This is a genomic window from Bradyrhizobium sp. INPA03-11B, assembly GCF_040446015.1.
Taxonomy (GTDB): domain Bacteria; phylum Pseudomonadota; class Alphaproteobacteria; order Rhizobiales; family Xanthobacteraceae; genus Bradyrhizobium; species Bradyrhizobium macuxiense_A.
The window spans coordinates 1-12963 of record NZ_JASGSR010000171.1 but is presented as its reverse complement, the minus strand read 5'-3'; the positions used below and the strand labels follow the sequence as shown (position 1 = coordinate 12963).

Here is a 12963-nt window from a genome sequence, read left to right as displayed (position 1 = left end):
GCTCGAGGAGATGAAGGCGGAGGAGGCCGCAAAGGCTCCGCCGCGCAGTCAACGTAAAGTCAGAGTAAAGAAGGAGAAGCAACGTGGACGCACGCGTGGATAAGACGCTGAGGATCACGACCCCGTCGGATTTCGAATTCGCCATGACGCGCCAGTTCGACGCGCCGCGGCGCTTTGTGTTCGACGCGATGACCAAGCCGGAATATCTGGTGCGCTGGCTTGGCTGCGAGCAGCTCACGATGCCGGTGTGTGAAGTCGACCTGCGGGTCGGTGGCGCCTATCGGTTCGTGTTCCGCTCGTCCGAGGGCATCGAGCATGAACTCACCGGCACCTATCGCGAAGTGGTGCGCCCGGAGCGGCTGGCGTTCGGCGAGACGTTCTCGATGCCGGGTTTCACCAGCGACGAGTATCTGGTCATCTCGACCTTCGTCGAGGAAGCCGGCACGACGACGCTGACCACCACCATCCGCCATCCCTCCAAGGAGGCGCGTGACGGCCATCTCAACTCCGGCATCGATAAGGGCGTCGCGCCCGCCTACGATCGGCTCGCCGAGGTGGTTGCCGAGATGGGCTGAGGCCGTGGCCGAGAGCGGCGCTTCGCCAGCGAAGCGCTGCTCCATCAACGGCGTCGTCCCTGCGACGAAAGCAGGGACCCATACGCCGCGGCTGGCGTAGTGAAACGGACTCGTCGTTCCGCTATCGCGAATCAATAAGCAGCGGTGGTTATGGGTCCCTGCTTTCGCAGGGACGACACCGCCTTTATACGCCCCGTTTGCCTCAATAACCCCGCTTGCGATCGACCACGTTCTCCAGCTCGCCGCCTTGCTCGAAGCGCGCGATCTGCTCCGCGACGTATTTCGAGATCTCGTCGGCGTCGGTGTCGGCGGCGTTGTGCGGCGTCAGCACCACTTTCGGATGGCTCCAGAACGGGCTCGCCTCGGGCAGCGGCTCGGTCTCGAACACGTCGAGCGAGGCGGCGCCCAGCGTGCCGTCGTCGAGCGCGCGCAGGATGTCGGCTTCGTTCTGCAAGCCGCCGCGGCCGGCATTGATGATGACGGGCGCGCCGAGCGGGCTATCACGGTTCAGCTTGGCGAACGCATCGCGGTTCAGCACGTGCCGCGTGTCCGGCGTCAGCGGCAGCAGGCATACCAGGATGTTGGTCGCGCGCAGGAATGCGTCGAGCCCGTCAGTGCCGTGATAGCAGGCGATGCCGTCGATCCGCCTCTCGCTGCGGCTCCAGCCGACGACGCGGAACCCAAGCGCGCGAAGCGCTTGTGCCGAAGCGGCGCCGAGGGTGCCGAGCCCCATCACGCCGACCGTGATCGCGTTCGCCGCCCATTGATAGTCCGGCGCCCAACGCTTCACCCGCTGCGACTCACGCAGATAAAGCTCCTGGCGGTGATGCATCAGCACATGCAGCACGACATATTCGGTCATGCGGTCGGTGAGGTCGCCAACCGAGACCCGTACCAGCGGCACGTCGGGCAGCGAGCGGTCGGCCATCAGCGCGTCGACGCCGGCGCCAAGGTTGAAGATGACGCGCAGGTTCTTGAATGAAGCGAGCTCGCCCGGCTTCGGCTTCCACACCGCGGCATAATGCACCTCGGCGGGGTTGAGCGCGCCGTCCGGCGGCAGCACGACGGGGCGGTCCGGGCAGACCGTGTCGAACCGCGCCTTCCAGCGCGCCGACGACCAGTTTTCCGAGCCGCCATTGATCAGCAGCGCCAGTGCGCCCTTACCCATCCGGATACCTCCAATTTCAATGTGACATATATCACAGAGCGGGTCCGGCCCGCTCCCTAGTCTCCTGCCATCATCAGGGGAGAACTTCCATGCGCAAGCTGATGCTGATCGCGGCTTTCACCGCAGCAACCGCCGCCACGGCGCAGGCCGGCCAGAGCCGCGGCCTCGTGCTCGCAAACGCCGATACACCCGCTCAGGCGCAACCGGCCGTTGCTCCTGATCAGGCCGAGGCCAAGCCGGCGCCGTCGCAGGCCCAGCCGGCCGAGGCCCCGCGGCCGCCGCAGGCGTCGCGTCCGGTGAAGCGGAGTCAGATCAGCCGCCGGGAGAGCGATGAAGCCAAGGCGCGCCGCATCGCCGCCCGCTACGGTGTCTACTGGTGATCGCAGCATCCTCGTCGCGGTGATCGCGATCGCCGCGACCGGAGGCTCACCGCAAGCTTCGGCCAAATCCATCGCCGGCATCCGGAACCGAAATTTCTTTCGCTCCGCCTGTCGGCAGCGGGCATAATCGTTCGTTCTTGCAATGAACGGAGATGCCTTTTTGATGCTGTACGCCATCCTCTGCTATCATGACGAAGACATGGTCGGTTCCTGGAGCAAGGAGCACGACGCCTCGGTCATGCAGAAATTGTCCGTCGTGCAGGACAAGCTCGCCAAGCAGGGCAAGCTCGGCCCGGTGGCCCGGCTGCTGCCGACCACCGCCGCGACCACGCTGCGCAAGGAGAACCCGCCGCTGGTGCTGGACGGCCCGTTCGCCGAGACCAAGGAGCAGCTGCTCGGCTTCTATCTGGTCGAGGGCAAGAACCTCGACGAGGTGCTCGACATCGCGCGCGACCTCGGCGAGGCCAATCCCGGCGGCACCTATGAGATCCGCCCGGTCGGCTACTTCACTCCGGGGAGCGCAAAGACGTGAGCGTGACCGACACCGCCTGGATCGATGCCGCGCTGACGTCGGCGCGTCCCCAGGCGGTTGGCGCATTGCTGCGCTACTTCCGCAACCTCGACACCGCCGAGGAAGCCTTCCAGAACGCCTGCCTGCGGGCGCTGAAGAGCTGGCCGCAGAACGGCCCGCCGCGCGATCCCGCGGCGTGGCTGATCATGGTCGGCCGCAATGTCGCGATCGATGAGGTCCGCCGCAACAAGAAGCAGCAACCGCTGCCCGACGACGATCAGGCGATCTCCGACCTTGACGACGCCGAGGACGAGATCGCCGAGCGGCTCGACGGCTCGCATTACCGCGACGACATCCTGCGGCTGCTGTTCATCTGCTGTCACAAGGACCTGCCGCCGACCCAGCAGATCGCGCTGGCGCTGCGCATCGTCTCCGGCCTCACGGTGAAGCAGATCGCGCGCGCCTTCCTGGTCTCGGAAGCCGCCATGGAACAGCGCATCACGCGGGCCAAGGCGCGCGTCGCCGACGCCAATGTGCCGTTCGAGACGCCCGGCGCGGTCGAACGCAGCGAGCGTCTCGCCTCGGTCGCGGCGATGATCTATCTGATCTTCAACGAAGGCTATTCGGCTAGCGGCGACACCGCCGAGATCCGCTCGCCGCTGTGCGAGGAGGCGATCAGGCTCGCCCGCCTGCTGCTGCGGTTGTTCCAGAGCGAGCCGGAGATCATGGGGCTGACCGCGCTGCTGTTGCTGCAGCACGCCCGCGCCGAGGCACGTTTCGATGCCGACGGCCAGGTGATCCTGCTCGACGACCAGGACCGCAGCCTGTGGAACCAGAAGCTGATCGCCGAGGGCGCAGCGCTGATCGACAAGGCGATGCGTCACCGCCGCAGCGGGCCCTATCAGGTCCAGGCCGCGATCGCCGCGCTGCACGCCCGCGCGGAAAAGCCCGAGGAGACCGACTGGACCCAGATCGACCTGCTCTACGGCGCGCTCGAGGTCATGCAGCCGTCGCCGGTGATCACGCTCAATCGCGCGGTTGCGGTCTCCAAGGTGAAGGGGGCGGAAGCCGCGCTCGAGATGATCGAGCCGCTGGCGCCGCGGCTTTCGAATTACTTCCATTATTTCGGCGTGCGCGGCGCCTTCCTGATGCAGCTCGGCCGCAACGAGGAGGCGCGTGTCGCCTTCGACCGCGCCATCGCGCTCGCCAACACCACGGCCGAAGCCGCCCACATCCGCATGCACATCGACCGCCTGATGCGCGACAGCCAGCCGCGCAATGTGAAGGCGAAGTAGACGATGCTTGGTCGTGCACTCGTCCGGGTGCAAGTTGAGAGACTTCCCGTGCGATACCCCTCTCCCTAACCCTCCCCTGCAAGGGGGGAGGGAACCCGTCCGCCGGTGCTTCCCTCACGTCGGTGCACGAATATCACCGGTCGATTACGTGAGGTGAGCACGCAGGTCAGGCTCCCTCCCCCCTTGCGGGGGAGGGTGGGGAGAGGGGTAAGCCGCGGGCGTGCTGATCAATTTGCGCATCGCTCTCGCAACTCCTCTGGCGCCCTCCAAAAATTCTTCCCGCGATCTGTCGGCCCCGCATACCACCGTTCGTCTTGATGACAGAGCATCACCAAGCGTTACGGAGCCCGTCATGTCGACGATCGTCGAGACCGAAGTCTCAAAGCCCGCCCGCATCACCGGCCGCGTCATGAGCGGCGTGGTCGTACTCTTCCTGCTGTTCGATGGCGCCATCAAGCTAGTGCCATTGCCGGTCGTCACCGAGACCATGGACAAGATGGGCTGGGGCGCGAGCGATACGCTGGCGCGCAGCCTCGGCATCATCACCATCGTCTGCACGCTGTTGTACTCGGTGCCGCCGACCTCGATCCTCGGCGCCATCCTGCTCACCGGCTATCTCGGCGGCGCGATCGCATCCCATGTGCGGATCGGCAGCCCGCTGTTCACCCATACGCTGTTCGGGCTCTATCTCGGCCTGATGGTGTGGGGCGGGCTCTATCTGCGCGACGGCAATCTGCGTGCGCTGCTTCCGTTCCGCCGCTGAGTTGGTTTGACGCGTTTGCTTCATGCGAACCGCCACCCACTTCGTTCGAAACGCTCTAATTCTTCAATTCATGCATTTGGAGACCATCATGTTCGAGACCCTTGCCATCATCGCGATTGTCCTTGCGGTCGCGATTGCCGTCGTCCTCATCCTCGCAGCGACCAAGCCGAGCACGTTCCGCGTCACGCGCGCCACCAGCATCAAGGCGCCGGCCGAACGGATATTTCCGCTGATCGACGATTTCCGGCAGTGGACGGTCTGGTCGCCCTACGAGAACCGGGATCCGGACATGAAGCGCACCTATGACGGCGCCGGGCGCGGGCAGGGGGCGGTCTATGCCTGGGACGGCAACAAGAATGTCGGCACTGGCCGCATGGAGATCCTGCAGTCGTCCGCCCCGTCGAAGGTCGTCATCAAGCTCGACTTCTTGAAGCCGTTCGAGGGCCACAACACCGCCGAGTTCACAATGCTGCCGCAGGGAGATGCGACCAACGTCACATGGACCATGTATGGTCCGGCCGTCTTCATGTCGAAGGTGATGCAGGTGTTCATGAACCTGGACCACATGATCGGCAAGGATTTCGAGGTCGGTCTCGCCAATCTGAAGAAGCTGACGGAAAGATAGCGCGTTTTCGAGCGAAGTGGTTTACCGGTTCGCGTGAAGAAAACGCGCCAGAACCAGAATCTACCCAAGGGAGCATGCGATGCAGGTCAACCCCTATCTCTCCTACGACGGCAATTGCGGCGCCGCGCTGAACTTCTACCAGAAGGTTCTCGGTGCGCGGATCGAGGAAACCTTCCCCTACGGCGAGGGCAATGCGGAGATGCAGACGCCGCCCGGCTGGAAGGACAAGATCATGCACGCTCGCCTCACGATCGACGGCGAGATCATCATGGCCTCCGACGCCCCGCCCGGCCATTTCCAGAAGCCGCAGGGCTTTCATGTCGCGCTGCAGGTCGAGGATCCCGCCGAGGCCGAACGCCGCTTCAAGGCGCTGTCCGAGGGCGGCACGGTCACCATGCCGTTCGGCAAGACCTTCTTCTCCAACGGCTTCGGCATGTGCGTCGATCAGTTCGGCATCCCCTGGATGGTGAACTGCCCGCAGCAGATGTAGGTCGCGCACCGGCCTCTATACCGTCATCCCCGCGCAAAGGCTTCGCCTTTGTCCTGAGGTGGCCGCTTCTTCAGCGGCCCTCGAAGGATCGACGGCCACCGGCGGGGCCGTGCATCCTTCGAGGCTCGCTTCGCGAGCACCTCCAGCGACAAAGGCGAAGCCTTTGCGCGGGGATGACGGGGCAGTGAGCGCACTCTACCTGCACCGCGGATAGATCGCAGCGAGCTCGCGGCCGCGCAGCAGCAGCAGGTGCGAAGTCAGGCCGCCGCGGCGCACGATCCAGCTGCGCACCGGCGCCGGATAGGCTTGCAGCACGGCGACGGATGCTTCCGGCTCCGCATAGGTCCGGCCGCGTTGGTCGATCGAGCGTGCTGCGTGGAAGCCGAGCACCGCGCGCCGTGTCACGCAAATGCGGTCGCCCGGCACCATCGAGAGCACCAGCGTGCAGGCCGACAGGCACGGCCCGTCGATCACCACGCGCTCGCCGGACTCGCGCACCTTGTCGAACAGATCGATGAACGGACCGACCTGTCCGCCGGGGCTGGCAAGGATACGAACGTCGGCTTCAGCGCTTGAGACATCGGCAAGCAGCGCCGCCATCCCCAAGATCATGATCGTCCAGATCGCCCCGATACGCATGTGGCGGTTCCTTCCGTTGACGTCGCTCTGGCTCGCGCCGAGCCCTGGGGCATGATCCGGAAAAGTGTGAAGCGGTTTTCCCAAGGGGCATGCTCAGGCTGAGAGCATAGGCTAGATCATGCGGCGACAGTTTGTCAGTCTGCGCCGGAGACGCCGGCCTCGGCAAACGTCGCCATGCCGCCGTGACAGGCGAGCGCCGCGCGCAGCAGCAGGATCGCGATCCCCGCGCCCGAGGCTTCGCCGAGCCGCATCTCGAGATCGAGCAAGGGCGCGAGCCGAAGTTCGCGCAGCAATTCGCGATGGCCGAGTTCGGCCGAGACGTGCCCGGCGCGGCAATGCGCGAGGCCGTCGGGTGCAAGCCGCGCCAGCGGCAGCACCGCCGATGTGGCGACGAAGCCGTCGAGCAGCACCGGGATCGATCTTGCTCGCGCCGCCAGCACGGCGCCGAAGATGGCCGCGAGCTCGCGCCCGCCGAGCGCGACTGCGACGGCGAGCGGATCGTCGAGCAGGTTGCGGTGCATTTTGAGCGCGGTATCGATCGTGGTGCGCTTGCGCAGCAGGCCGGCATCGTCGACGCCGGTGCCGCGGCCGGCCCAGCGCGCGCCGCGCCCGCCCATCAATGCCGCGCACAGCGTCGCGGCCACCGTGGTGTTGGCAATCCCCATCTCGCCGACCACCAGCAAATCGCATTGCTCCGGCACCGTGCGCCAGCCGGTGTCGAGCGCGACCAGGAAATCGGCGCCGTCCATCGCCGTCGCCATCGTGAAATCGCGGGTCGGCCGCGCGAGCTCGAGCGCCTCGACACGCAGCTCGGCCCCGGCAAGCTTTGCGATCTGGTTGATCGCGGCACCGCCCGCGGCAAAATTCGCCACCATCTGCGCGGTGACCTCGGACGGATAGGCGGAGACGCCGCGCTCGGCGATGCCGTGATTGCCGGCAAACACGGCGATGGTGACCTTATCGAGCCGGGGGATCTCGCGCCCCTGCCAGCGCGCCAGCCAGATCGCAGCGTCCTCCAGCCGGCCGAGGCTGCCCGGCGGCTTGGTCAAATTCTGCTGGCGAACCGTAGCCGCCGCAGCGCTGGCCTCGTCGCCCTGGGGCAGGTCGCGACAAAAGCTGCGGATGTCGTCTAGACTATTGAACTGCATGCGATTCCCTCGTCGAGCGGGCCGCAAACTAAAGCATGATCCGGAAAAGTGTGAAGCGGTTTTCCGAAAAGATCATGCCCAATCAAGAGGCTAAGGCGCGATGAGATTCAGCCCGATCTCATCGCGCTTTAGTGCAATTTGAAGGCCACGACCATGCGTGAGTTGCTCGACGATCTCAGGACCGCCACCTCCTTTCTGACCCGGCTGCCGATGCCGCATCCGGACGGCGCGCGGCCGGAGGGTTTTGCCCGGGCGCAGCGGCTGTTTCCGCTGGTCGGGGGGGGCATCGGGGCCGCTATCGGCCTGCTCTGTCTGCTGCTGCGGACGATCGGTATCCCAGATCTGGCGGCGGCGGCGCTGGCGCTCGGCGGCGGCGCGCTCCTGACCGGGGCGCTGCATGAAGATGGGCTTGCCGATGTCGCCGACGGATTCGGCGGCGGCCGCGATCCTGCGGCCAAGCTCGAGATCATGCGCGACAGCCGGCTCGGCACCTATGGCGCGCTGGCGCTGGTGGTGAGCTTTGCCACCAGGCTTGCGGCGCTGGCCGCGCTTCCCGATGGCATGGTGGTGCAGGGCCTGATCGCGGCGCATGCGCTCGGCCGCGGCGTGCTGCCGTGGATCGCGATCAGCCTGCCTTATGCGCGCAAGGATGGGCTCGCCGCCAATGCCGGCCGGCCTGATAGCTCGATCGCGACGGTTGCGGCAGGCATCGCCTTGGTGATCGCAATCCTCGTGCTGCCCTTCGGCAGCGCGCTGCTGGCGGCGATCGCGGCCGGCGCGAGCGCGCTGGTCATGGCGCTGCTGGCAAAGCGGCAGATCGGCGGCCAGACCGGCGACGTGCTTGGCGGCGCCGAGCAGGTTGCGGAGACCGCGATCCTGGTGTTGCTTGCGGCGCGGTTGGGTTAGAGCGTTTTCGAGCGAAGTGGATACCGGTTCGCGTGAAGAAAACGCGTCAGAATAGAATGAGCGAAAAATGGGCGGCGAAACGCATCTCTGGCTGATCCGTCACGCGCCGGTCGATGGACCGCGCGGTGTGATCCATGCGCCGGATGCGCCAGCGGACCTCAGCGATGCCGCTGCATTCACCGCGTTGCAGGCGAGGCTTCCGGTCGATGCGGTCGCAGTCTGCAGCCCGGCGCGCCGGACGCGCGAGACCGCAGCGCGGCTCGGCCTCACGGCAACGGAGGACGACGTTTTTCGCGAACAGGATTTCGGCAACTGGACCGGCCGTCGCCACAGCGAGATCGAGGCCGAGCTCGGTGCCGCGGCCTGTCGCGCGTTCTGGAATTCGCCGGGGACCAACCGGCCGCCGGGCGGTGAAAGCTTTGCCGACCAGATCGCGCGTGCGCGGGCAGGGCTTAAGCGCCTGCCGTCAGGCGATGTCGTGCTCGTCGTGCATTCCGGCACCATCCGCGCAATCCTCGCGATCGCGCTCGACCTTGCGCCGGAACCAGCGCTGCGCTTCGTCATCGATCCGCTGTCGCTGACGCGGATCGACCGGTTGGAGAGTGTGTGGCGTGTCGTTGCGGTGAACGGGTGTTAATCACTCTCCGGCACTAGAAATTCCGTCATCCTGAGGTGCGAGCCTTGCGGCGCACTTGCGCCGCTGGGCGAGCCTCGAAGGATGAATCGGCCACCAGCCGGGCCGTCGACCCTTCGAGGGCCGCTGAAGGAGCGGCCACCTCAGGGCGACGGAGCAGCATTGAATGCGCGGTCGACGTCACCCATTCCGCCGCTGGCCGCGCAGGGTGGGCAGGCCGATGCCGGCGGCGTCGAAGCCGCCGTCGACGGCGAGGATCTGGCCGGTGATGTAGCTGGCACGGTCCGAGCACAGGAAGAAGATCGCCTCCGCCAGCTCTTCCTCCAGCCCATAGCGGTTGAGCGGGATCGCGTCGTGATAGTCGGCGCGGATCTCCGGCGTGTGCACGGCTTTCGCCATCGCAGTCTCGACTGGCCCAGGCGCCACGCCGTTGACGCGGATGCCGAGCGAGGCGAGCTCGACCGCGAGCTGCTTGGTGAGGTGCGCGAGCCCGGCCTTGCTGGTGCCGTAGGCCGAGCGCAGCGTCGAGGCGCGCACCGCCGAGATCGAGGTGATGTTGACGATCGCACCGCCGCCATGCTCGCGCATCACTGGCGCGGCCGCCTTGGTGCACAGGAACGGGCCGGTGAGGTTGACCGCCATGATCCGGTTCCAGTCGGCATCGGAGGTCTCCAGCACCGGCGCGAACACCGCCGTGCCGGCGTTGTTGACCAGCGCGTCGAGCCGGCCGAAGCGGCCCGTGATCGCCGTGATCGCTTTGGTCACGCCATCGGCATCGGAGACGTCGCAGGTCAGCGCCAGCGTGTCGTCGGGCTGCTGCAGGGCAGCGACCGCGGCGCGCAGCAATTCCCCTTCGATGTCGAGCAGCGCGACCCGCCAGCCGTCGGCGAGAAAGCGCTTCGCCGCGGCAAGCCCGATGCCGCGCGCGGCGCCGGTCACGAGTGCGACTTTGTGTGCGGAGGCGTTCATCGGAAGGTCCATCGGTTCGTGCAGGAAGCCCCGACCGTCTGCGACCTTTACCCTGACGTGTCAACCCGACGGGGGATGCCTTGTCAATCTCTAGGCGAAAGGCGCGTCTCGAAGGATGCGCGGCCCCCAGCCCGGGACGCTCATCCTCCGAGGATCGCACCGCTGCCTACGCCGCGAGTTCGGCGGAAGCGCGCTGCATGTTTGTGGACATGTCCTGCGTCACGATGCTCTGCTCCTCGACCGCGGCGGCGGTGGAGGTGATGTATTCGTTGACGCCGGCGATCGCAGCCTTGATCTCGGACAGCGAGCTCGCCACCGCGGCGGCGATCGAGTTCAGCGCATCGATTTCCGAGGAGATCGTGTCGGTCGCCTGCTTGGCCTGGTTGGCGAGGCTCTTCACCTCGGAAGCGACCACCGCGAAGCCGCGGCCGGCTTCGCCCGCACGCGCCGATTCGATCGTGGCATTGAGCGCGAGCAGGTTGATCTGCCCGGTGATGCTCGAGATCATCTCGACGATCCCGCTCATCGCCTGCGCCGCGGCATTGAGCTTCTGCGCCTGGCCGTCGGCGGCTTCGACACGGCCGGTGGCGACCGCGGCGTTCTGCTTCGACTTGGTCATGGTCTCCGAGATCTCGCGGATCGAGGCGCTCATCTCCTCGCTGCCGGCGGCGACCGCCTCGATCAGGCCGCGCGCACTGTCGGCCTTCTTGCGGCCGATCGCCTGCGCGGTGATGTCGGTGGCGTATTTCACCACCTTGTAGGGTTTGCCGTTGAGATCGAGGATCGGATTGTAGGAGGCCTGGATCCAGATCTCGCGGCCGCCCTTGGCGATGCGCTTGTATTCGGCGGCCTGGAAGTCGCCACGGTTCAGCGCTCCCCAGAACTCGCGATAGCCCTGCGAGCTCGCCTCGACCGGCTCGACGAACATGCTGTGGTGCCGGCCCTGGATCTCGGCAAGCGAATAGCCCATTGCGGCGAGGAAGTTCGGGTTCGCGGTGCGGATCGTGCCGTCCATGTTGAACTCGATCACCGCCTGCGACTTGCCGATCGCATCGATCTGGCCGTCATTGTCGGCGGCCTTCACCTTCTGCTGCGTCACGTCGGTTGCGAACTTGACGACCTTGAACGGCTTGCCGCGGTCGTCGAGGATCGGGTTGTAGGTGGCGAGGATCCAGATCTCCTTGCCGCCCTTGCCGATGCGCTTGAATTCGCCAGCCTGGAATTCGCCGCGGTTCAGCCGCGCCCAGAAGTCGCGGTAGGCTGCGCTGTCGCGCTCGGCCGTCGGCATGAAGATGCTGTGATGCTTGCCCTGGATGTCGGCGAGCGAATAGCCCATCGCGGCGAGAAAGTTCTCGTTGGCGTTGACGATGGTGCCGTCCATGTTGAACTCGATCACCGCCTGGGCCCGGCCGATCGCGGCGATCTTGCCGGCATCTTCCATGCTGTGGATCTTCTGCGCGGTGATGTCGGTGGCGAACTTGACGACGCCGACCAGCTTGCCGCCCTTGTCCAGGATCGGGTTGTAGGAGGCCTGGATCCAGATCTCGCGGCCGCCCTTGGCAATGCGCTTGTACTGCGCGGCCTGGAATTCGCCGCGGTTCAGCCGCGCCCAGAATTCGCGATAGTCGTGGCTGTCGCGGGTGGCGGGTTCGATGAACATGCTGTGGTGTTTGCCCCTGATCTCGTCGAGCGAGTAGCCCATCGCGTTCAGGAAGTTCTCGTTGGCGGTGACGATGGTGCCGTCGAGCTTGAACTCGATGACCGCCTGCGACTTGCCGATCGCTGCGGCTTGCGCCAGCGCACTGTCGATGTTTGCCTTGTTGCTGAAACTGAACATCAGGGCTCCGTGAATGTTCAAAAAGAAAAGGGATGGAAAAGCGGATCGCGACAACTCACGGAAAGGTTGCAGCGAGCCGTTTAGCAATCGGTAAAGCCTCGCGCCTGGCACGAACTGCATAACGCGTGGTGGCTCGCGCGCATCTATCTCAATTTGCGAAGTAATTTTTTGCTGTGCACGTTATCATCCATAGTCGGCATGCGATGTTTACCGTAATCTTACGGACGAAAATCGATGACGACTTTCGTTGGATGCGGATCATCGCGATATGTGTTCTTCACCAACGCTGATGGCCCTATTACGAACTCTGATGTTGCTGAGTGTTTCGCGGATCGATGCAGCAAGTTGATTCGCGTTCTCGACGAACGCGGATCGCGTTGATGCTTCGCTCTCCGTCCCGCGGCGATGACAAAATAAATCGTGGCACGAGATGTCGGCGAGGTGGTCAGCGGTTCGTCCTCGGGGCACTGGTTCCATGATGGAGTTCTGATGTCCCTCACCCTGCATTACCACCCGCTGTCCTCGTTCTGCTGGAAGGCGCTGGTCGCACTGTACGAGAACGGTGCGCCGTTCACGCCGCACATGGTCAATCTCGGCGATCCCACCGAGCGCGCGGCGCTGCTCGCGCTATGGCCGATCGGTCGCTTCCCCGTGCTGCGCGACGAGACGAGGGGCGAGACGGTGCCTGAATCGAGCATCGTCATCGAGTATCTCGAGCGCCATTATCCTGGCACCGCCAAGTTGATACCGGACGACCCGGACCTCGCGCTGCAGACCCGGCTGCGCGATCGCTTCCTGGATCTCTATGTCCATCTGCCGATGCAGAAGGTCGTCGGCGACCGGCTGCGGCCCGCGGACAACAAGGACCCGCATGGCGTCGCCGAGGCGCGGGCGCAGCTCCGTACCTCCTATGCGATCCTGGATCAGCAATTGCTGATCCTGGATAAATACCTCGCGCATGGCGGCTGGATGATGGGCGAACGCTTCTCGTTGGCCGATTGCTCCGCCGCCCCGGCGCTGTTC

The 12963-nt window shown here is 65.5% G+C and carries 15 protein-coding genes; 10 read left to right on the top strand and 5 right to left on the bottom strand.

What is annotated here, in order from left to right; genetic code table 11:
* Window positions 1-83 precede the first annotated feature (83 nt).
* A complete protein-coding gene (locus tag QMZ05_RS37680) occupies window positions 84-575 on the top strand; it encodes an SRPBCC domain-containing protein (RefSeq protein WP_353705364.1) in 492 nt (163 codons plus the stop codon).
* Window positions 576-777: 202 nt separating this feature from the next.
* Here the strand turns inward: QMZ05_RS37680 and QMZ05_RS37675 are convergent, their stop codons facing one another.
* A complete protein-coding gene (locus tag QMZ05_RS37675) occupies window positions 778-1743 on the bottom strand; it encodes a glyoxylate/hydroxypyruvate reductase A (protein ID WP_353705363.1) in 966 nt (321 codons plus the stop codon).
* A gap of 89 nt (window positions 1744-1832) precedes the next feature.
* Here QMZ05_RS37675 and QMZ05_RS37670 point away from each other — a divergent pair, with 89 nt between their 5' ends.
* The 6 genes from QMZ05_RS37670 (at window position 1833) to QMZ05_RS37645 (ending at window position 5807) form a co-directional block, all read left to right on the top strand.
* Window positions 1833-2123, top strand: a complete 291-nt coding sequence (locus tag QMZ05_RS37670; RefSeq protein ID WP_353705362.1) for a hypothetical protein — start codon at window positions 1833-1835, stop codon at window positions 2121-2123.
* Window positions 2124-2286: 163 nt separating this feature from the next.
* The gene (locus tag QMZ05_RS37665) at window positions 2287-2655 is read left to right on the top strand and encodes a YciI family protein (RefSeq protein WP_050419610.1); all 369 of its coding nucleotides are present in this window, start codon (window positions 2287-2289) and stop codon (window positions 2653-2655) included.
* Window positions 2652-3929, top strand: a complete 1278-nt coding sequence (locus QMZ05_RS37660; RefSeq protein ID WP_353705361.1) for an RNA polymerase sigma factor — start codon at window positions 2652-2654, stop codon at window positions 3927-3929. The genes QMZ05_RS37665 and QMZ05_RS37660 overlap by 4 nt, the downstream gene beginning before the upstream one ends.
* A gap of 352 nt (window positions 3930-4281) precedes the next feature.
* Window positions 4282-4692, top strand: coding sequence for a DoxX family protein (locus tag QMZ05_RS37655; protein WP_353705360.1), 411 nt, complete (start codon window positions 4282-4284; stop codon window positions 4690-4692).
* A gap of 88 nt (window positions 4693-4780) precedes the next feature.
* Entirely contained in the window at window positions 4781-5317 is a 537-nt protein-coding gene (locus QMZ05_RS37650; RefSeq protein ID WP_167529043.1) for an SRPBCC family protein, read from the top strand.
* 79 nt (window positions 5318-5396) lie between these two features.
* Window positions 5397-5807: a VOC family protein gene (locus tag QMZ05_RS37645; protein WP_074131674.1), complete on the top strand. Its 411-nt coding sequence runs from the start codon at window positions 5397-5399 to the stop codon at window positions 5805-5807.
* A 195-nt stretch (window positions 5808-6002) separates the two neighbouring features.
* On the opposite strand, the gene QMZ05_RS37640 is transcribed toward QMZ05_RS37645, so the two are convergent.
* Both QMZ05_RS37640 and cobT read right to left on the bottom strand, forming a co-directional pair.
* Entirely contained in the window at window positions 6003-6446 is a 444-nt protein-coding gene (locus QMZ05_RS37640; protein WP_353705359.1) for a hypothetical protein, read from the bottom strand.
* A 134-nt stretch (window positions 6447-6580) separates the two neighbouring features.
* A complete protein-coding gene (gene cobT, locus QMZ05_RS37635; RefSeq protein WP_353705358.1) occupies window positions 6581-7594 on the bottom strand; it encodes a nicotinate-nucleotide--dimethylbenzimidazole phosphoribosyltransferase in 1014 nt (337 codons plus the stop codon).
* A 153-nt stretch (window positions 7595-7747) separates the two neighbouring features.
* Between cobT and cobS the strand changes: the two genes are divergently transcribed.
* Both cobS and QMZ05_RS37625 read left to right on the top strand, forming a co-directional pair.
* Window positions 7748-8500: an adenosylcobinamide-GDP ribazoletransferase gene (gene cobS, locus QMZ05_RS37630; RefSeq protein WP_353705357.1), complete on the top strand. Its 753-nt coding sequence runs from the start codon at window positions 7748-7750 to the stop codon at window positions 8498-8500.
* 67 nt (window positions 8501-8567) lie between these two features.
* Window positions 8568-9137 (top strand): histidine phosphatase family protein, encoded by a 570-nt coding sequence (locus tag QMZ05_RS37625; RefSeq protein WP_353705356.1) that lies wholly within the window; start codon window positions 8568-8570, stop codon window positions 9135-9137.
* Between the two features lie 177 nt (window positions 9138-9314).
* Here QMZ05_RS37625 and QMZ05_RS37620 read toward each other — a convergent pair whose 3' ends face one another.
* Both QMZ05_RS37620 and QMZ05_RS37615 read right to left on the bottom strand, forming a co-directional pair.
* Window positions 9315-10103 carry an SDR family oxidoreductase gene (locus tag QMZ05_RS37620; protein ID WP_353705355.1) on the bottom strand — a complete coding sequence of 263 codons (789 nt, stop codon included), beginning with the start codon at window positions 10101-10103 and terminating at the stop codon, window positions 9315-9317.
* 166 nt (window positions 10104-10269) lie between these two features.
* Entirely contained in the window at window positions 10270-11940 is a 1671-nt protein-coding gene (locus QMZ05_RS37615; RefSeq protein WP_353705354.1) for a PAS domain-containing methyl-accepting chemotaxis protein, read from the bottom strand.
* A 489-nt stretch (window positions 11941-12429) separates the two neighbouring features.
* Between QMZ05_RS37615 and QMZ05_RS37610 the strand changes: the two genes are divergently transcribed.
* Window positions 12430-12963: glutathione S-transferase family protein (locus QMZ05_RS37610; RefSeq protein WP_353705353.1), on the top strand; the 534-nt coding region annotated here is incomplete at its 3' end.